This is a genomic window from Streptomyces sp. NPDC058008 (assembly GCF_042886395.1).
Classification (GTDB): Bacteria; Actinomycetota; Actinomycetes; order Streptomycetales; family Streptomycetaceae; genus Streptomyces.
Map to the genome: position 1 here is coordinate 173,420 of NZ_JBHVQX010000006.1, position 17,392 is coordinate 190,811.

Genomic DNA, 17,392 nt, shown 5'->3' on the forward strand with positions numbered 1-17,392 from the left:
GCTCCGGCCCCCGCCGGGGCGGGGGCCGGAGCCGTGGGCGCCGCTCGAACCGGTGCCGGGACCGGTGGGGCCGGGCGGTCAGTCGATGCCGGGCAGGATGTGCGGCTCGGCCAGATCGTCCTCGTAGCCGGCCAGCCTGATCGGTGCCGACCGGGCCCAGACCTCGATGTTCCGGAGCTTCTCGGGCCGGCGGGCCCGCTCTCCGGCGCGTTCGGCCGGGCGTGTCTCGGTCTCGGTCATTTCAGGTGTCACCGCGGACTCCTTTGTGTCGCGTTACCCCGGGGCGGTGGCGACGCTGCGGCTGTGAGAACCGTGTCGACCGCCCACTGCGGGGCAGGGGCAGAAACAGTTCGGTCGCGGTGGCGCCGTTACGGGGTGGGACGGCGGGCTGCTTACAGACCTGTCCCAGGACGGCCGAGGAAGTTTCGTGGATCCCTTGGTGGCGTCCGTTCCTCCCAGACTAACCAAATGAGCGCCGTCCCGCTCGACAGAACGTGTGGCCCGGGTCACTTTCAGCCAACAAATCGGCGGCGGCCCGCTGTTCGCGGGGCCGCCGCCGTGCCACCTGTCATCGCAGGCGGTGGGAGGTGCTCGTGAGGCCGGTGGTGCCGGAGTCGGGGGAAATCACCAGCCCGCGGGGGCGTAGTCCTTCAGGAAGCAGCCGTACAGTTCCTCGCCCTGCTCGCCGCGCACGATCGGGTCGTAGACCCGGGCGGCGCCGTCGACGAGGTCGAGCGGGGCGTGAAAGCCCTCTTCCGCGAGACGGATCTTGTCGGGGTGGGGCCGCTCGTCCGTGATCCAGCCGGTGTCGACGGCCGTCATGAGGATGCGGTCCTTCTCGAACATCTCCTGGGCGCTGGTGCGGGTCAGCATGTTCAGCGCGGCCTTGGCCATGTTGGTGTGCGGGTGCCCCGCGCCCTTGTAGCCACGGCCGAACACCCCCTCCATCGCGGAGACGTTGACCACGTAGGCGCGTTCCGCCGCGGCCCTGGCCATCGCCGGGCGGAGCCGGCTGATCAGGATGAAGGGAGCCGTGGAGTTGCAGAGCTGGACCTCGAGGAGCTCGATGGGCTCGACCTCCTCCACGGTCTGGATCCAGCTGTTGGTGTCGTGCAGGTCGGGGACCAGGCCGCCGGCGTCGATCGCGGTGCCTGCGGCGATGCGGGCCGGCGACGCGGACCCGGTCACCAGCGCGAGATCCGTGACGTCCTGCGCGCTCAGCCCCTGGCCCTCTTTGCGGGCCGCGGGCAGCGCGGCGACGCGGTCGACGGTCCCGCTGCCGAACGTGCCGATCACCTGGGCGGCCGGGAGCTCGCCGGAAGGCAGCGGGGCGGACTCGGCGGCGAGGAGCTCGCCGTAGGCCTGCGGGGAGCGCCGGACGGTCTGGGCGGCGTTGTTGATCAGGATGTCCAGCGGACCCTCGGCGGCGACCGAGTCCGCGAGGGCGACGACCTGCGCCGGGTCACGCAGGTCGATGCCGACGATCTTCAGGCGGTGGATCCACTCGTCGCTGTCCGGCATCGCCTTGAAGCGGCGGATCGCGTCGCTGGGGAAGCGGGTGGTGATGGTGGTGTGCGCGCCGTCGCGCAGCAGCCGCAGCGCGATGTACATGCCGATCTTGGCGCGGCCGCCGGTGAGCAGCGCCCGGCGCCCGGTGAGGTCCGTACGCGCGTCGCGACGGCTGCGGTTCTCCGCGGCGCAGCGCTGGCAGAGCTGGTGGTAGAAGGCGTCCACCTCGACGTACCGGGTCTTGCAGATGTAGCAGGACCTGGGGCGCTTGAGTATGCCCGCGATCTCGGCGGTGGCGGAGGAGGACGGCAGGACGCCCTGCGTCTCGTCGTCGATGCGCTCGGCGGAGCCCGTCGCCGTGGCCTCGGTGACCGCCTTGTCGTGGGCGGTCTTGGCGGCGCGGCGCTCCTGGCGGCGGCGCTGCTTCACGGTGCGGTAGACCCCGGCGGTGGCCCGGCGCACCGCGACGGCGTCCGGATGGTCGACGTCGATGGTGTCCAGCTCGTCGAGCACGCTCAGGCAGACGGCCAGCCGCTCCGGGTCGATACCGGGACCGAACTCGTCGATACCGGGAGCGAACTCCTGGCTGTCCTCTGTCACCGTCATCGCCGTTCCTCTGTCACTCGTCACACGTGCCGCTTGCCGGGGTGGGTGGGGAGTGATCCGGCCGGGAGCCGGCGAGGGCAGGCGCGCACGGGCCGAATGCCCCGGTCAAGTCTGCCATGAGTCGGCCGCTGTTCCGGTCGGCCGCCGGCCCCGCCCCCACGGGCCCGGGCGGGGGCGCACCGCCCCGCCCGGACCTCGGCCGGACCCGGCGTGGGCGACGCCGCCCACGCCCCCCGCTCGGAACACGGACGGTGCGCTGCGCGCGCCCGCGTGCGGAGCAACAGGATCCACCCGCCCGGTCACCCGGCGTGACCGAGGATGGCCCGATCCGGCCCTCACACGGATCTCCACGAAAAAGTTCCGCATCGGGTGGCATTACTTCCGGTTCACGGGGCATGCGCCCGTCACTGCAGTGGATTTCCAGGGAGGGCGACACCATGACGGCCATGTCAGTGCGAACCACCGAAGCGATCGGCGCGGCGGCGACGCGATGCGACGAGGCGGGTGCGGTTGCCGGCACTGCTGAGCTTCCGTGGATCGAGGACGCCGGCAAGGTGGCCCCACAGGACGCACGGGCCATGTCGAAGCTGTTCTTCGACCGGCTCCAGGTCCTCGAGGAGGGGACCCACGAATACCAGTACGCGCGCAACACCCTGATCGAGATGAATCTCTCCCTGGTGCGCTTCGCCGCCTCGCGGTTCCGCAACCGCGGCGGTGACGACACCGAGGACATCATCCAGGTGGGCACGATCGGCCTGATCAAGGCGATCGACCGGTTCGACCTGTCGCGCGAGGTGGAGTTCGCGACCTTCGCGGTCCCGTACATCGTCGGCGAGATCAAGCGCTTCTTCCGGGACACGACGTGGTCCGTGCACGTGCCGCGACGGCTGCAGGAGCTGCGGGTCGAGCTGGCCAAGGCCAAGGAGCAGCTGTCGGCGAAGCTCGACCGCGATCCGACGGTCGCGGAGCTCTCGGCGCACCTCGACCTCCCCGAGGAGGAGATCATCGAGGGTCTCGTCGCCGCCAACGGCTACTCCGCGGGTTCCCTGGACACCCCGAACGCCGACAGCGAGTCCGGCAGCGACCAGCGCGCCTACGCCGATCTCCTGGGCGAGGACGACCCCGGGATGGAGAGCGTCGAGAACCTGCACACCCTGGCACCGCTGCTGCGTCAGCTGGACGACCGGGAGCGGAAGATCGTCCGCATGCGCTTCGGTCAGGAGATGACGCAGGCCCAGATCGGCGCGGAGCTCGGCGTCTCCCAGATGCATGTGTCGCGCCTGCTCAGCAGGATCGTCCAGCGTCTGCGCGCGGGCATGAGCGTAGAGGCCTGATCCGACGGCCCACCCACTGGACGAGGCCCGGCCGAGTGCCGGGCCTCAGTCACATATGCTTCCTGCCGAAACGGCCGTGGGTCTCCCGTGCCGTCCGTCGGAGGGGGTGGGTGTGACCGAGTCGCCGTTGGAACTCTCCGGGCGTACGCAGCCCGGCGTGATTCCCGAGCAGCAGGGGGTTCCCGTCCCCGACGCGTCCGTATGGGACGTGGACGCGGTCCTGCTCCTGGTCGAGGACGACTCGGGTGACGCGCTCCTGGTCGAGGAGATGCTCACCGACAGCGAGCTGGACGCCCCGCTCACGTGGTGCAAGACGCTGGCCGAGGCGCGGCGGTTCCTGCTCGGCTGCCGGTCGTCGGTCTGTGTCCTGCTGGACCTCCACCTGCCCGATGTGAACGGACTCGACGCGGTCCGTCAGCTCGTCGAGTCCGCCCCCGACGCCGCGGTGATCGTGCTGACGGGGCTGGACGAGTCGGAGACCGGGCTGTCCGCGGTGGCGCAGGGCGCCCAGGACTACCTCGTGAAGGGCCGGATCGACCCCGAGGTGCTGGGCCGGGCCGTCCGCTACGCCCTCCAGCGCAAGCACGCCGAACGCTCGGCCGCCGCGATGCGGACCAGCAGGCTGATCGCCCAGGAGAACGCCCGTCTGGAACGCGCGCTGCTGCCGATCCCGCTCCTGCTGGACGACGGCTTCCAGGTGGCCGCGCGGTACGAGGCCGGGCGCGCCCACGGGCTGTTGAGCGGCGACTTCTACGACGTGGTGCAGACCGCTGACGGTGCGGTGCACGCGGTGATCGGCGACGTGTCGGGCCACGGCGCGGCGGAGGCCGCCCTGGGGGTCTGCCTCCGGGTCGCCTGGCGCACCGCCGTACTCACCGGTGTCAGCCAGGGTGAGACCGTCGGTCTCCTGGAGAAGATACTGGTCGCCGAGCGCTCGGATCCCCATGTGTTCGCGACCGTGACGACGCTGGTCTTCCCGCCGGGTGGCGACAGGGCGCTCGTGTCGCGGGCCGGGCACCCCGGGCTGCTGCTGCGGCGCGGCACGGAGGTCGGCTGGGTGGAACCCGACACCGGCATGGCCCTCGGCCTGCTGCCCGGCGCCGGCCGCTGGACCATAACGGAACTTCCCCTCTCCCCCGACAGCGGCCTCGTCCTGTTCACGGACGGCCTCTTCGAAGGCCGTACGGGGCCCAAGTCCCGGCTGGGCGAGGACGGTCTGCTGGCCATGGCCGGCAAGTACGGCGCACTGGAACCCCGCGCGTTCGTGGACGCGCTGGTCGCGGAGGCCACCGAGAGTGCCTCTCCGTACGGCGGGCTGGCCGACGACGTGGCCGTTCTTCATCTCGGCTGGAAGGCGAACTCATGAGCACCGCACGGCAGACGGCCGGACGGCCCGGCCCGATAGCCCGGCTCTCGGTGCAGAACTGGGTCCATCTGATCCTGGCCGGCTTCGTGCTGGTGGTGTGCGGATGCCTCGTGGTGGGCGGGCTCGTCCTGTCCCGCATCTCCGACCGGACCACGGAGCTGGTGGACCGCATCCAGCCGGCCCGCTCGGCGTCGTTCCAGCTCCAGAACTCGCTCCTCGACCAGGAGACCGGGGTGCGCGGTTTCGCGCTCACCGGTGACAGCACGTTCCTGGAGCCGTACGAGGCGGGCATGCGCGCCGAGCAGGACCGGCTGGCCCGGGTGCGCTCGCTGGTCCGCGGCGAGCAGCCGTACGCGGGGGACCTGGAGCGGATCGAGGAGGCCGCCCAGGAGTGGCGGGCCCTGCGGGCGGAGCCGCTGATCGCGGCGGTGCGTGCGAACGGTCCCACCGGGGCGTCCTCGGCGCCGATCATGCGGAGCAAGGCGGAGTTCGACACGCTGCGCGCCCTGTACACCACCCAGCAGAGCCACCTGGACGAGGCTCGCGACGCGGCCCGCGCCGGGCTGGACGACGCGCGCTCCACACGCGACCGGGTGCTCATCGCCCTGGTGATCGGCTTCGTGCTGGCCGTCGTGTCGCTGAGCCTGCTGCTGCGGCGTGTGGTGGGCCGGCCGCTGGGCGCCCTGACGGCGGCGTCGGACAGGGTGAGGTCGGGCGCCTTCTCGTCGAAGATCGAGGTCCGCGGCCCGTCGGACGTGCGGGCGGTCGCCGCGGCGGCCGAGGACATGCGCCGGCGCCTGGTCGCGGAACTGGCCGAGTCCCAGGAGCGGGAGACGCTGCTGGCCGAGCAGACCTCGGAGCTGCGGCGGTCCAACTCCGAGCTGGAGCAGTTCGCCTACGTGGCGTCCCACGACCTCCAGGAACCGCTGCGGAAGGTGGCTTCCTTCTGCCAGCTGCTGGAGAAGCGGTACAGCGCGGAGCTGGACGACCGGGGCCGGCAGTACATCGACTTCGCGGTCGACGGTGCCAAGCGGATGCAGGTGCTCATCAACGACCTGCTGACCTTCTCCCGGGTCGGCCGGGTACAGCAGAGCTGGAAGCCCGTCGACCTCGACGCGGCCCTGGACCGGGCCCTCACCAACCTCACCCTGGCCGTCGAGGAGTCCGGAGCCGTCGTCGTACGCGAGGAGCCGCTGCCGGAGCTGCTGGGCGACTCGACGTCGCTCACCATGGTGTGGCAGAACCTCATCGGGAACGCGGTCAAGTTCCGCCGGACCGACACGCCGTGCCGCATCACCGTCGGGTGTGTCCGGGAGGGCGACGACTGGCATCTGACGGTCGCCGACAACGGCATCGGGATCGCGCCGGAGTTCGCCGACAAGGTGTTCATCATCTTCCAGCGCCTGCACGCCCGCGACGAGTACGAGGGAACCGGAATCGGTCTCTCCCTCTGCCGCAAGATCATCGAGTTCCACGGTGGCCGGATCTGGCTGGATCCGGAGCCCGCCGAGGGCACACTGATTCACTTCACCCTGCCCGTTCTTCCTGAAGCCCCCACACACACCACGGCGGAGCTGCTCGCCCCCGCCCCGCTCACCCCCCGGTCGGGAGACACCCCGTGAACGACGCCGTCAAGCCCATCGAGGTCCTGCTCGTCGAGGACGACCCCGGCGACGAGCTGATGACCCGTGAGGCGTTCGAGGACAACAAGATCCGCAACACCCTGCACGTGGTGCGGGACGGTCAGGAAGCGCTGGACTTCCTCTACCGCCAGGGCGAGCACGGCGACGCCCCCCGCCCCGACCTGGTACTTCTCGACCTGAACCTCCCGAGGTACGACGGCAGGCAGGTGCTGGAACGGATCAAGACCGATCCCGAGCTGGCGCTGATCCCGGTCGTGGTCCTCACCACGTCCTCCGCCGAGGAGGACATCCTGCGCAGCTACAAACTGCACGCCAACGCCTATGTCACCAAGCCGGTCGACCTGGAGCAGTTCATCGGCGCGGTGCGCCAGATCGACGACTTCTTCGTCAGCGTGGTCCGGCTGCCTCCGCGTGCGTAAGATCGGAGGGATCTCCCGGAGTGGGATCTCTCGACGCGGGTAGACGAACGGCGAGAAGAGGTCTGCGACCTCCCCTGCGGCGCCCTGGCTGGAGCACATGAACGAACAGGCCACTTCCCGGCCGGACGACCCCCTGCAGGGGTCCCCGTCCACGGAGGTACTGCTCACCGCCGAGGTGTTCGACGGTGAGCCCGGATGCATCGCGCAGGCCCGTGCGCTCGCCGACCGCTTCCTCGCGCGGCTCGCGGCCGAGTGGCTCGCGGTCCTCGGTGAGCACACCCGCAGCGACCTGATGCTCGCCGTCAGCGAACTCGTCACCAACGCGGACCGCTACAGCCACGGTCCATATCTGCTGGAGCTGGAGGGCGACGCGCGGCGCATCAGCGTCACGGTGTACGACAGCAGCACGGCGCTCCCCGTGCTCTACTCCCCCGACCCGGCCCGCCTCGGCGGTCACGGCATGGAGATCGTCGTCGCGCTCTGCGACCGGCTCACGGCCGAGCGGGTGCCCGTCGGCAAGCGCATCCGCGCCGAGTTCATGCTCAGCACCTGACCTGATTCCCCGCTGGGCGGCCCGGTCGTGGACACCCGGTGGCGCCGGCCGGACGCGGGGCGTGACCGCTCCCGCGGACCCTCGACCCGGGGCCGAGAGGAACAGCGCCGGGAGGAGGACCATGGAGTGATGGACGTACTACCGGAGCAGTACGCCGAATCGCAGCCTCAGGGACGACGACGCGGCGGCTCCGCCGGGACATCGTGGTGCACATGAGTTCCCTGGCGTTTTCCGTGCTGCTGTCGCTCGTCTCCGCCGTCGCCTACGCGGCCGGCGCGATCGTCCAGGAGCACGTGGCCGCGGCCGGCGACAGCCGCCCGTACGCACCTCTGCGCAACGGCGTCTGGTGGGTGGCTGTGGGGCTCAACGGAGTGGGAGCGGTGCTGCACGTCGTGGCGCTGGCCTACGGACCGCTCAGCCTCGTCCAGCCCCTCGGCGCTCTGACGATCGTCTTCGCGCTGCCGATGGCGGCGCTCTTCGTGCACCGCAGGGCGGGGCGGACGGCCTGGCGGGGCGCCGTGATGGCCACGGTGGGCCTGGCCGGGCTGCTGGCCCTCACGGGGAACGCCGGATCGCACACCCTGGCCGGCCCGGAGCAGTTCGTGCTGGCGACCGGGACGGCCGGTGCCGTCGTGGGCCTCATGCTCCTCGCCAGGGCGCTCCGTCGGCCGATGCTGCGCAGCGTGGTGCTGGCCACCGGCGCCGGTGTCGCGTTCGGTATCGCGTCCGTGTTCACGAAGACCGTGGCGGTGGAGTGGACCTCCGGCTCGGTGACGTCCGGCCTGCCGACCCTCCTCGCGATCGCCGTGTTCGCGGCCGGAGGGCTGCTGCTCTCCCAGGCGGCGTACCGGGGCGCCGGACTGGCGGCGCCGCTCGCGACGGTCACCGTGGTCAATCCGGTCGTCGCGGCGGCGGTGGGCATCACCCTGTTCGGGGAGCAGTTCCGCTACGGCCTGACGGGCACCCTGCTCGCGCTCGGCTGCGGTGCGCTGGCGGCGGCCGGTCTGGTGCTGCTGACCACGGAGCGGGTGGGGGCCGAGCGGCGTACGCAGGAGCGGGACGCCGCCGGTGGGAGTACGCCGGCGGGGGCCGGGAAGCGTACGGCGGCGCGGAGCACTCGTGCGGCGCGGGTGCCGCAGGCGCGCACCGACACCGACGAGGCCGCGGCGGGCGCCGGCGGGCCGCACGCGGAGCCCGTGGTTGCCCAGGGGGCGGCGGTTCTGCCGGACCCGTTCCCGGCGCCGACGGCCCTCTCCCTCCCGTTGACGCTGCCGTTGGACCACGGTGGCGGGCGGGTGGAGTTCGACGGCCGGCGGCCCGCCGCGGGCCCGGCCCGCCGGGGTGACTTAGAGGGCCGGGCGGGGACCGTTCAGACGCTGACGCCGCCGGCCCTGAGGTAGGCCAGGGGGTCGATGTCGGATCCGTAGCCGGGGCCGGTGCGGATCTCGAAGTGCAGGTGCGGGCCGGTGCTGTTGCCGGTGGAGCCCGAACGCGCGATCCGCTGGCCGCTGCCGACCTGCTGGCCCTCGCGCACGTGCAGCGAGGAGAGGTGGGCGTACTGGCTGTACCTGCCGTCGCCGTGCCGGATCACGACCTCGTAGCCGTAGGCGCCCGCCCAGCCCGCCGAGACGACCTTCCCGGACGCCACGGCCTTGACCGATGTACCGGTGGGTACGGGGAAGTCGACGCCCGTGTGGTAGCCGCTGGCCCATGAACCGGCCTTGTGGTACGGGGTTCCGGTGCCGGCGGCCACGGGGGCGGTGAGCCCGGACCGCGGCTCGGACGCCTTCTTCCCGGCGGCGGGAACGGCCTTCTCCGCGGTCTTCGGGGTGGCGGAGGCCTTCTTCCCGCTCTTCTCCGGGGCCTTCGGGGCTGTCCTGGGGGCGGCCTTCTGCTTCGGGGCGGCGGCCGGCGCCCCGGCCACGTCGAGGGTGAGCCGCTGTCCCGGGATGATGAGGTCGGGGTCGGCGCCCACCACCGTGCGGTTGGCCGCGTACAGCCGGTGCCAGCCGCCCTGGACCCGCTCCGCGGACGCGATGCCGGAGAGGGAGTCGCCGCGGGCGACGGTGTACGAGTCGCGCCGGCCGGGCACCGTCGTCGGTGACGCCTTGGCCGTCACGGCGTCGCGGGCGGTCGTCCTCGCGGGGCCGGACTTCACCGCCTTCTGCTGCCCGGCGTCGACGGCGACCTGGCCCTTGGACTGCGGGACGATCCCGGGCCCGTCGCCGCCCCGCTCCAGACCGGCGCGTGCGGAACACGTCGGCCAGGCCCCCGGGCCCTGGCCGTCGAGCACCTTCTCGGCGACGGATATCTGCTGGTCCTTGGTCGCCAGGTCCGCCCGGGCGGCGTAGGCGGTGCCGCCGTAGGCCGCCCAGGTCGACCGGGTGAACTGGAGTCCCCCGTAGTAGCCGTTACCCGTGTTGATGTGCCAGTTCCCGGTCGACTCGCAGGCGGCGACCTTCTCCCACACATCGGTCGTGGCGGCCCCCGCCGAGGCGGCCGTGAGGAGCGGGAGCGCTATGCCCGCGCCTCCCGCCGTCACCGTGAGCGAGGCACGGTTGATCCGGCTGGGCTGGTATCTGCGGTGCCGTCCGTTCGCGGCCATGATCAGGCTCCCCCACTGGCTGTAGGACACGTCGCAAGCGGCCAACGTATGGGCATACAACGGGTGATGACAAGGGAACAGTCCGCACCCGTCGCCCGGACGCACCGGCGTACGCCCTCACCGGCGGCACCGCCACCTCCCGCTCCGGCCGCTCCGGCCCGAGGTGAAGTCGTCGGGAGCGTCCGGGAGAGCGCTCTATCCCGGCGTCCCGCTGATGCTATAAATGCGCCCATGACGCAAGCTCCGCGAGCGGCCGGCGCGGCCCCCACCCTGGAGGACGTGGCGAGGGCGGCCGGCGTCTCGCGTGCCACGGTCTCCCGCGTCGTCAACGGGGTGCGCAACGTGGACCCCGCGATCCAGAAGGCCGTACGGCAGGCGGTTTCCGTCACCGGCTACGCGCCCAACCGTGCGGCCCGCTCCCTGGTCACCCGCCGTACGGACGCCGTCGCCCTGGTGGTGTCGGGCGCGGGGGTCGAGGCGGACGGCCGGGGGCCCGCCGAGGAAGGGGCCTTCACCGCCCGGGTCTTCGCCGACCCGTTCTTCGGCCGGGTGCTGACGGGGGTGGTCAACTTCCTGCGGCCACGCGGGATGCACCCGGTACTGATGTTCGCCGAGACGTCACGGGCCAGGGACGAGGTGGTGGCGTACCTGCGGCAGGGCAGCGCCGACGGGGCGCTGATCGTCTCCACGCACGCGCAGGACCCGCTGCCCGGCCTGGTGGCCGGGGCGGGGCTGCCCGCCGTGCTGTACGCGCGCCCCTCACGGCCCGTGGGCATCAGCTACGTCGATCTCGCCCATCGTGACGGCGCCCGGCTGGCCGCGGAGCACCTGTTGGAGCGCGGCTGCCGGCGGATCGTCACCATCAGCGGGCCGCTGGACGTACCGGCGGGGCGGGAGCGGCTGGAGGGGTTCCAGGAGGCGTTGGCCGAGCGGGGATCGTCCCTTCCCCCGGTCGCCGAGGGGCTGTTCACCCAGGAGAGCGGCGAAGCCGCGATGGAGCGGCTGCTCGCCGAACACCCCGGTCTGGACGGGGTGTTCGCGGCCAACGATCTGATGGCGACGGGGGCCTGCCACGTCCTGCGGGAACACGGCAGGCGGGTGCCCGAGGACGTGGCCGTGGTCGGCTTCGACGACAGCAGCGCCGCCTCCGCCTGCCGGCCGCCGCTCACGACGGTGCGGCAGCCGGTCGAGGACATGGCGGCGGAGATGGCCGGCCTGCTGCTGGACCGTCTGGCCGCACCGGAGAGGCCGGTGACGTCGGTGATCTTCGAACCGGTGCTCGTGGTGCGGGATTCCACCTGACGGGAGCGGCGGGAGCCGCCCTGGCGCCGCCCGCCGCTTCCGCCGGGGGCGTGCGCGGCGAGGGGTCTCCGCCGGGGCGTACGTGGCGAAGGGCCTCCGCCGGGGCCGTACGCGGCAGGGGGTTCGTCCCGGCGCCGTCAGCCTCCTCCGCCGGGGCGCACCAGCTCCAGGTCCGCACCCCGGGCGTCCGGCACACCGCCGCGACCGGCCATGCACGGCCAGGGCCCCCCGCGTTCAGCCCGCCGCCGCCCGCCCCCGGCCCGTCGGCGCCGCCGCACGGTCCGGGGTCGTGGTGCCCGGGAGTGACGTACGCGCGGGGCGGGTGCCGCCGCGCGCCAGGAAGTCGGACAGGGGCAGGGTCGCGGCGCCCACGGTGACGGCGTCGGGCCCCAGGTGGCCCAGGTCGACCGTGGTGCGGGCGACGGCGTGCTCGAGCGCGTACTCCTGGGTGTACCGGCGGATCTGCGGAAGCAGGTGAGGGCCGATCAGCAGGCCCGCCCAGCCGCCCAGCAGGATGCGTTCGGGCAGGAAGAGGTTGACCAGATCGGCCAGGGCCGCCCCCAGGCACTCGGCCGTCTCGTCCAGGATCGCGACCGCCACCGGGTCCGGGGAGGCGCCGCCGGGGCCCGGGTAGGCGGCCGCGAGGAGTGCGGCGAGCGCGGTCTCGTCGTCGGCGTCCGGGGGCAGCGGGCCACCGGCCTCCCGCCAGCGCTCCCGCATCGCCTCGGCGCCGGCGTACGCCTCGAGGCAGCCGATGGAGCCGCAGCGGCACCGGCGGCCCCGTAGCTGCACCGTGGTGTGGCCCCACTCCAGGGCCGCGTTCGAGAGGTCCCCGTCGAGGATGTCCCCCCGGTTCACACTGGCGCCCACCCCGGAGCCGATCAGGGCGACGGCCGCCGCGCCCGCGCCCCGGCCGCCGCCGAACCACATCTCGGCCTGGCCCAGCGTCTTCGCCCCGTTGTCGATGAAGAACGGCGTCCCGGGCGGCACGCCCACGGCCTCACGGAGCAGTCGCTCGAAGGGGACGGCGCTCCATCCGATGGTCTGGCCGTGCACCACCGCTCCGGGACCGCCCGCGGCCTCCGGGGCGTCGCGTTCGATGATGCCGGGCACCCCGATGCCGATACCGAGCAGCGTGCCGGGGTCGGCGCCCGCGTCGCGCAGGACGTCGGCCACGCCCGAGCGGACGTGGCCGACGATGCGCTCGACGTCGTATCCGTGCTGGGCCAGCAGCCGGTCGGTGCGGGCGAGTTCGGTCAGCGAGAGGTCGAAGAGCTCGACGCGGACCCGGGTCTCGCCGATGTCGATGCCGATGAACAGCCCGCCGTCCGGGGCGATCCGCAGCAGGGTGCGGGGGCGCCCGCCGTCGGAGTCGACGACGCCCGCCTCCTCCAGGAGACCTTCCGAGGCCAGCTCCGCGACCACGTTGCTGATGGATCCCGAACTCAGCCCGGTGGCGGGCCCCAGCTCCTGACGGCTCAGCGGGCCGTCGAAATACAACCGTTGCAATACCCGCGCCCGATTGCCCCTTCGCAGGTCACGCACGGTCCGTCTGCTGCGCTCAGCCATGGTGCTCCCTTCGTCCCGGCAACATACCCCGGTCACGGGCCTTGACGCGCACTTTCTTCACCTCTTAAATCATCTCTTAAATTAAGAGCGGAAGGGTCGTTCGGATCCCGAACCACGCCCTCCCCGGAAAGGGGCCACCTTTCATGCGCCACCTCAGAGCCGCAGCAGCGATCGCCCTCGCCGTTTCCGTCGCCGCCGGTGTGACCGGCTGCGGAGGCGGGACGTCGTCGGACGGCGGCAGCAACGCGTCCCCCAGGACCCTCACGTACTGGGCTTCCAACCAGGGCCCGAGCGTCGAGGCGGACAAGAAGATCCTCACCCCCGAGCTGAAGAAGTTCGAGGAGGAGACCGGGATCAAGGTGAAGCTTGAGGTCGTCCCCTGGGCCGACCTGCTGAACCGGATCCTCGCCGCCACCACGTCGGGCCAGGGCCCGGACGTGCTGAACATCGGCAACACGTGGTCGGCGTCCCTCCAGGCCACCGGGGCGCTGCTCCCCTGGGACGACGCGAACTTCGAGGCGATCGGCGGCCGGGACCGCTTCATCGACTCCGCGGTCGCCTCCGCCGGCAAGGAGGGCGAGCCACCCGCCGCGGTACCGCTCTACTCGCTCTCGTACGCCCTCTACTACAACAAGAAGATGTTCGCCGACGCGGGCATCACCGCTCCGCCCGCCACCTGGGACCAGCTCGTCAAGGACGGCAAGAAGCTCTCCAAGGACGGCAGGTGGGCCCTCGGCGCCGAGGGCTCCAACCTCTCCAACAACATCCACCAGACCTTCGTCCTGGGGCAGCAGCACGGCGCGGACTTCTTCGACAAGGACGGCAGGGCGGACTTCACCTCGGACGGAGCCGTCGCCGCCGTGAAGCAGTACGTCGACTTCATGGCCAAGGACAGGATCATCGCGCCGGGCAACGCCGAGTACGCCCAGAACCAGTCGCTGACGGACTTCGCCAAGGGCCGGACGGCCATGGTCCTGTGGCAGGCCGCCGCCACCACCTTCGCCGCGCAGGGCATGAAGCCCGAGGACTGGGGCGTGGCCCCCGTCCCCGTGCCGGCCGGTGCGCCGGGCGCGGGCGAGCGGACCAACTCCATGGTGGCCGGCATCAACATCGCCGTGTTCAAGAACACCAGGAACATCGACGGTGCGAAGAAGTTCGTGAAGTTCATGACCAGCGACGAGGAACAGAAGATCCTCTGCCGGACCTACGGATCGATCCCGCCCGTCAAGGCCGCCCAGTCGGATCCCGCCTTCGCCGCCCCGGAGCTGAAGGTCCTGCGCGACACCCTCGCCACCAGCGCCGCGCCGCTCCCCCAGGTGCCGGACGAGTCGCAGTTCGAGACGGCGGTCGGCACCGCGGTCAAGGAACTGTTCGCGGATGCCGCGGCCGGAACCCCCGTCACCACCGAATCGGTCAAGGCGCGCCTGGAAAAGGCCCAGCAGACGATGCAGCAGTGAGGCCGACTCCATGACCGCCACCGTGACCACCGCCCCCGGGACCGACAGGCCCCGAAAGGGTACGAGCCGGGGCAGCGGGGGTGCGCGCCGCAGAACGCCGCGCATCCCCGACCGGATCCGCCGCGGCGGACTGCCCTACCTCCTGCTCCTGCCCGCCGTCCTGCTCGAACTCCTCATCCATCTGATCCCGATGACCGTCGGCATCGTGATGAGCTTCCGCCGGCTCACCCAGTTCTTCATCGGCAACTGGGGCGCGGCACCCTGGACGGGGCTGGACAACTACCGGATCGCCGTGGACTTCGACGCGCCGATCGGTGAGGCCCTGCTCCGTTCCTTCTTCGTCACCTGCGTCTTCACCTTCTTCGCCGTCGGACTCGCGTGGCTCTTCGGGGTCACCGCGGCGATCATGCTCCAGGAGAACTTCCGGGGCCGCGGCTTCCTGCGGACCGTCTTCCTCGTCCCCTACGCGCTGCCGGTCTACGCGGCGGTCATCACCTGGGCGTTCATGTTCCAGCGGGACAACGGGCTGGTCAACCACGTCCTGCACGACCAGCTGGGACTGACCGGCCGGCCGCCCTTCTGGCTGATCGGCGACAACAGCATCTACGCGCTGATCGTCGTCTCGGTCTGGAAGGGCTGGCCCTTCGCCTTCCTCATCGTGATGGCGGGGCTCCAGAACATCCCGCGTGAACTGTACGAGGCCGCGTCGATCGACGGCGCGGGCGTCCGGCAGCAGATCCGCAGGATCACGCTGCCGGCGCTCAGGCCCGTCAACCAGGTGCTGGTGCTCGTCCTGTTCCTCTGGACCTTCAACGACTTCAACACGCCCTACGTGCTGTTCGGCAAGTCGGCCCCCGCGAGCGCCGACCTCATCTCGATCCACATCTACCAGTCGTCGTTCGTCACCTGGAACTTCGGCACCGGTTCCGCGATGTCCGTGCTGCTGCTGCTCTTCCTCCTGGTCGTGACGGCCCTGTACCTGCTCCTCACCTCACGCGGAAGGAAGGGCGCCGATGCCTAGCCCCGCCCGGTCACGCGTCCGGTCCCCCATGGCGGCGCCCCGGTCCTTCCTCTGGACGCGGCGCATCGTCCTGACCCTGCTCACGGGGTTCGTCCTGCTGCCGGTCTACGTCATGGTCAGCAGCTCCCTGAAACCCCTCCAGGAGGTCTCGGGGAAGTTCCGTTGGATCCCTCACGGACTCACCGTGCAGCCGTACCTCGACATCTGGGACACCGTCCCGCTCGCCAGGTACTTCGTGAACTCCCTGATCGTGGCGGGCGCCGCGACCGTCTGCTCGGTGGTGATCGCGGTGTTCTCCGCGTACGCCGTGAGCCGCTACAGCTTCCGCGGCCGGCGCGTCTTCACCGTCACGGTGCTGTCCACGCAGATGTTCCCCGGGATCCTCTTCCTCCTCCCGCTGTTCCTGATCTTCGTCAACATCGGCAACAGCACGGGCCTGGCCCTCTACGGCTCGCGGGGCGGCCTGATCCTCACGTACCTGACGTTCTCGCTGCCCTTCTCCATCTGGATGCTGATCGGATACTTCGACTCCATCCCGAGGGACCTGGACGAGGCGGCCATGGTGGACGGCTGCGGTCCGGTACGCGCCCTGGTCCGGGTGGTCGTGCCGGCGGCCGTGCCGGGGATCGTCGCCGTGTCCGTGTACGCGTTCATGACGGCGTGGGGCGAGGTGCTGTTCGCCTCGGTGATGACCAACGACGCCACCCGCACCCTCGCGGTGGGGCTCCAGGGCTACGCCACCCAGAACGACGTGTACTGGAACCAGGTGATGGCCGCCTCACTCGTCGTCAGCGTGCCCGTCGTCGTGGGGTTCCTGCTCCTCCAGCGCTACCTCGTCGCCGGACTCACCGCCGGAGCCGTCAAGTGACCGACACGGAAAGGCGTGCGGTGAACGGCCCCGGCGCTCTCCCCGCCGGTTTCACCTGGGGGGTCGCCACCGCCGCGTACCGAGCCTGATCGAGCCTGTGCTCGTCGGCCCGGCCGACTTCGCCGCGGCCGTCCGGGCCGACGAGCACGGGCCGGTCCCCCATGCGAGGCAGACACGGCCGCCCGGTGCCCGGCGTACCGCCAGGGACCGGGAGGTCCACTCCGCAGGCCCGGAACACCTGCCGCCTCACCGAGGAGTACGGCCCCGGCGGATCCATGTCGCGGAGAACGGCCCGGCCCACCGGGACGCGGTCCGGCCCGACAGCTGGGTGCACGATCCGGAGCGCACCCGCCGACTGGCGGAGCACTTCGCGGTCGGCGCCCGCGCGGTGCGCAAGGAGGCGCCCCTGGCAGGCTGCTTCGCCTGGTCGCTCCTGGACGGCTTCGAGTGGGCGTACGGCAACGACAAGCGCTTCGGCCCGGTCCACGTCGACCACGCCACCCGGCGCCGCACGTCAAGCGCGGTGGGCGGCGCTACGCGGAGTTGATCCGCGAGGCCTCGGGCGGTGGGCCGCGCACAGCGGTCCGCGCCCCTCCCCCGGGCGACGGCCCGGGCCCCCGGCGCGCGGCGGCCCCACCCGCCCGCGCCCGGGGCGCCCCCGTCCGGCACACCGCCCGACGGCGATCGGACGGGCATGACCCGGCGCTTATGCTCACCGTATGGAGCAGAGCGAAGTCCTCAAGCGAGTGATCGGCATCCTCACGGAGGCGGGCGAGATGCAGCGCCACGCCGAGGAGGACACGGTCGGCGTCGACCCGGACGCGAGCGGCAACATGGTGACGACCCTCCTGAACGAGACCATGCCGCACATCGCCATCCCCTCGGACGCCACCGTCGAGGAGATGGCGGCCCTCGTGGGCAGCGAGGTCGGCGGGGCCGTCGAACAGCTGGTCGGCGCGTTCACCCTGGCCTTCATCGCGCTCGCGCAGATCCACGACTCCGGGCAGGAGGACGTGACCTCGGCCGATGTGCTGCAGGACCTGGCCTTGCGGGCCGAGGAGCTGAGCTCGGGCGACGAGGGCCCCGAGGGGCCCCTCTAGCCGTCGCGCGGAGCCGGGGACGGGGGACGGAAGGGCATCC

Annotated in this window: 16 protein-coding genes; 12 read left to right on the forward strand and 4 right to left on the reverse strand. The window is 71.8% G+C overall.

Features of this window, described 5'->3' with window-relative positions; all coding sequences use genetic code 11:
- Positions 1–78: 78 nt before the first annotated feature.
- On the reverse strand, positions 79–252 hold the full coding sequence (locus ACFVS9_RS08235) for a hypothetical protein (RefSeq protein WP_383113757.1): 174 nt from the start codon (positions 250–252) through the stop codon (positions 79–81).
- 372 nt (positions 253–624) lie between these two features.
- Positions 625–2,115, reverse strand: a complete 1,491-nt coding sequence (locus ACFVS9_RS08240) for an SDR family NAD(P)-dependent oxidoreductase (protein WP_389930975.1) — start codon at positions 2,113–2,115, stop codon at positions 625–627.
- Between the two features lie 437 nt (positions 2,116–2,552).
- On the opposite strand from ACFVS9_RS08240, the gene ACFVS9_RS08245 reads away from it, so the two are divergent.
- The 6 genes from ACFVS9_RS08245 to ACFVS9_RS08270 all read left to right on the forward strand — a co-directional run bounded on the left by ACFVS9_RS08245 (position 2,553) and on the right by ACFVS9_RS08270 (position 8,830).
- Positions 2,553–3,449 carry an RNA polymerase sigma factor SigF gene (locus ACFVS9_RS08245; RefSeq protein WP_383113720.1) on the forward strand — a complete coding sequence of 299 codons (897 nt, stop codon included), beginning with the start codon at positions 2,553–2,555 and terminating at the stop codon, positions 3,447–3,449.
- Positions 3,450–3,561: 112 nt separating this feature from the next.
- A complete protein-coding gene (locus ACFVS9_RS08250; protein WP_383113721.1) occupies positions 3,562–4,815 on the forward strand; it encodes a PP2C family protein-serine/threonine phosphatase in 1,254 nt (417 codons plus the stop codon).
- The gene (locus tag ACFVS9_RS08255; protein WP_383113722.1) at positions 4,812–6,437 is read left to right on the forward strand and encodes an ATP-binding protein; all 1,626 of its coding nucleotides are present in this window, start codon (positions 4,812–4,814) and stop codon (positions 6,435–6,437) included. The genes ACFVS9_RS08250 and ACFVS9_RS08255 overlap by 4 nt, the downstream gene beginning before the upstream one ends.
- Complete coding sequence (locus ACFVS9_RS08260) at positions 6,434–6,877, forward strand: response regulator (protein WP_383113723.1); 444 nt, start codon at positions 6,434–6,436, stop codon at positions 6,875–6,877. The genes ACFVS9_RS08255 and ACFVS9_RS08260 overlap by 4 nt, the downstream gene beginning before the upstream one ends.
- Positions 6,878–6,974: 97 nt before the next feature.
- Positions 6,975–7,430 carry an ATP-binding protein gene (locus ACFVS9_RS08265; protein ID WP_383113724.1) on the forward strand — a complete coding sequence of 152 codons (456 nt, stop codon included), beginning with the start codon at positions 6,975–6,977 and terminating at the stop codon, positions 7,428–7,430.
- 212 nt (positions 7,431–7,642) lie between these two features.
- Positions 7,643–8,830, forward strand: a complete 1,188-nt coding sequence (locus ACFVS9_RS08270; RefSeq protein ID WP_389930978.1) for a DMT family transporter — start codon at positions 7,643–7,645, stop codon at positions 8,828–8,830.
- Here the strand turns inward: ACFVS9_RS08270 and ACFVS9_RS08275 are convergent.
- Positions 8,800–10,035 carry a transglycosylase family protein gene (locus ACFVS9_RS08275; RefSeq protein WP_389931076.1) on the reverse strand — a complete coding sequence of 412 codons (1,236 nt, stop codon included), beginning with the start codon at positions 10,033–10,035 and terminating at the stop codon, positions 8,800–8,802. The two genes, ACFVS9_RS08270 and ACFVS9_RS08275, sit on opposite strands and share 31 nt — an antisense overlap.
- A gap of 231 nt (positions 10,036–10,266) precedes the next feature.
- Here ACFVS9_RS08275 and ACFVS9_RS08280 point away from each other — a divergent pair, with 231 nt between their 5' ends.
- Positions 10,267–11,337: a LacI family DNA-binding transcriptional regulator gene (locus ACFVS9_RS08280; protein WP_389930979.1), complete on the forward strand. Its 1,071-nt coding sequence runs from the start codon at positions 10,267–10,269 to the stop codon at positions 11,335–11,337.
- Positions 11,338–11,571: 234 nt separating this feature from the next.
- On the opposite strand, the gene ACFVS9_RS08285 is transcribed toward ACFVS9_RS08280, so the two are convergent.
- A complete protein-coding gene (locus ACFVS9_RS08285; protein ID WP_389930981.1) occupies positions 11,572–12,906 on the reverse strand; it encodes an ROK family protein in 1,335 nt (444 codons plus the stop codon).
- A gap of 143 nt (positions 12,907–13,049) precedes the next feature.
- On the opposite strand from ACFVS9_RS08285, the gene ACFVS9_RS08290 reads away from it, so the two are divergent.
- From ACFVS9_RS08290 to ACFVS9_RS08310, 5 genes are all read left to right on the forward strand, one after another.
- The gene (locus tag ACFVS9_RS08290; RefSeq protein ID WP_389930982.1) at positions 13,050–14,363 is read left to right on the forward strand and encodes an ABC transporter substrate-binding protein; all 1,314 of its coding nucleotides are present in this window, start codon (positions 13,050–13,052) and stop codon (positions 14,361–14,363) included.
- A 10-nt stretch (positions 14,364–14,373) separates the two neighbouring features.
- Complete coding sequence (locus ACFVS9_RS08295; RefSeq protein ID WP_389930984.1) at positions 14,374–15,384, forward strand: carbohydrate ABC transporter permease; 1,011 nt, start codon at positions 14,374–14,376, stop codon at positions 15,382–15,384.
- Entirely contained in the window at positions 15,377–16,252 is an 876-nt protein-coding gene (locus tag ACFVS9_RS08300) for a carbohydrate ABC transporter permease (RefSeq protein WP_389930986.1), read from the forward strand. Before ACFVS9_RS08295 ends, ACFVS9_RS08300 begins: the two co-directional genes overlap by 8 nt.
- A 97-nt stretch (positions 16,253–16,349) precedes the next feature.
- Complete coding sequence (locus ACFVS9_RS08305; RefSeq protein WP_389930987.1) at positions 16,350–16,799, forward strand: family 1 glycosylhydrolase; 450 nt, start codon at positions 16,350–16,352, stop codon at positions 16,797–16,799.
- Positions 16,800–16,971: 172 nt separating this feature from the next.
- Positions 16,972–17,352, forward strand: coding sequence for a hypothetical protein (locus tag ACFVS9_RS08310; RefSeq protein ID WP_383113731.1), 381 nt, complete (start codon positions 16,972–16,974; stop codon positions 17,350–17,352).
- Positions 17,353–17,392 lie beyond the last annotated feature (40 nt).

Excerpts from the sequence above, each read along its gene's own strand:
- ACFVS9_RS08240 (WP_389930975.1), bottom strand. The coding sequence starts at position 2,115 with ATGACGGTGACAGAGGACAGCCAGGAGTTCGCTCCCGGTATCGACGAG.
- ACFVS9_RS08245 (WP_383113720.1), top strand. The coding sequence starts at position 2,553 with ATGACGGCCATGTCAGTGCGAACCACCGAAGCGATCGGCGCGGCGGCG.
- ACFVS9_RS08255 (WP_383113722.1), top strand. The coding sequence starts at position 4,812 with ATGAGCACCGCACGGCAGACGGCCGGACGGCCCGGCCCGATAGCCCGG.
- ACFVS9_RS08265 (WP_383113724.1), top strand. The coding sequence starts at position 6,975 with ATGAACGAACAGGCCACTTCCCGGCCGGACGACCCCCTGCAGGGGTCC.
- ACFVS9_RS08270 (WP_389930978.1), top strand. The coding sequence starts at position 7,643 with ATGAGTTCCCTGGCGTTTTCCGTGCTGCTGTCGCTCGTCTCCGCCGTC.
- ACFVS9_RS08275 (WP_389931076.1), bottom strand. The coding sequence starts at position 10,035 with ATGGCCGCGAACGGACGGCACCGCAGATACCAGCCCAGCCGGATCAAC.
- ACFVS9_RS08280 (WP_389930979.1), top strand. The coding sequence starts at position 10,267 with ATGACGCAAGCTCCGCGAGCGGCCGGCGCGGCCCCCACCCTGGAGGAC.
- ACFVS9_RS08285 (WP_389930981.1), bottom strand. The coding sequence starts at position 12,906 with ATGGCTGAGCGCAGCAGACGGACCGTGCGTGACCTGCGAAGGGGCAAT.
- ACFVS9_RS08290 (WP_389930982.1), top strand. The coding sequence starts at position 13,050 with ATGCGCCACCTCAGAGCCGCAGCAGCGATCGCCCTCGCCGTTTCCGTC.
- ACFVS9_RS08295 (WP_389930984.1), top strand. The coding sequence starts at position 14,374 with ATGACCGCCACCGTGACCACCGCCCCCGGGACCGACAGGCCCCGAAAG.
- ACFVS9_RS08300 (WP_389930986.1), top strand. The coding sequence starts at position 15,377 with ATGCCTAGCCCCGCCCGGTCACGCGTCCGGTCCCCCATGGCGGCGCCC.
- ACFVS9_RS08310 (WP_383113731.1), top strand. The coding sequence starts at position 16,972 with ATGGAGCAGAGCGAAGTCCTCAAGCGAGTGATCGGCATCCTCACGGAG.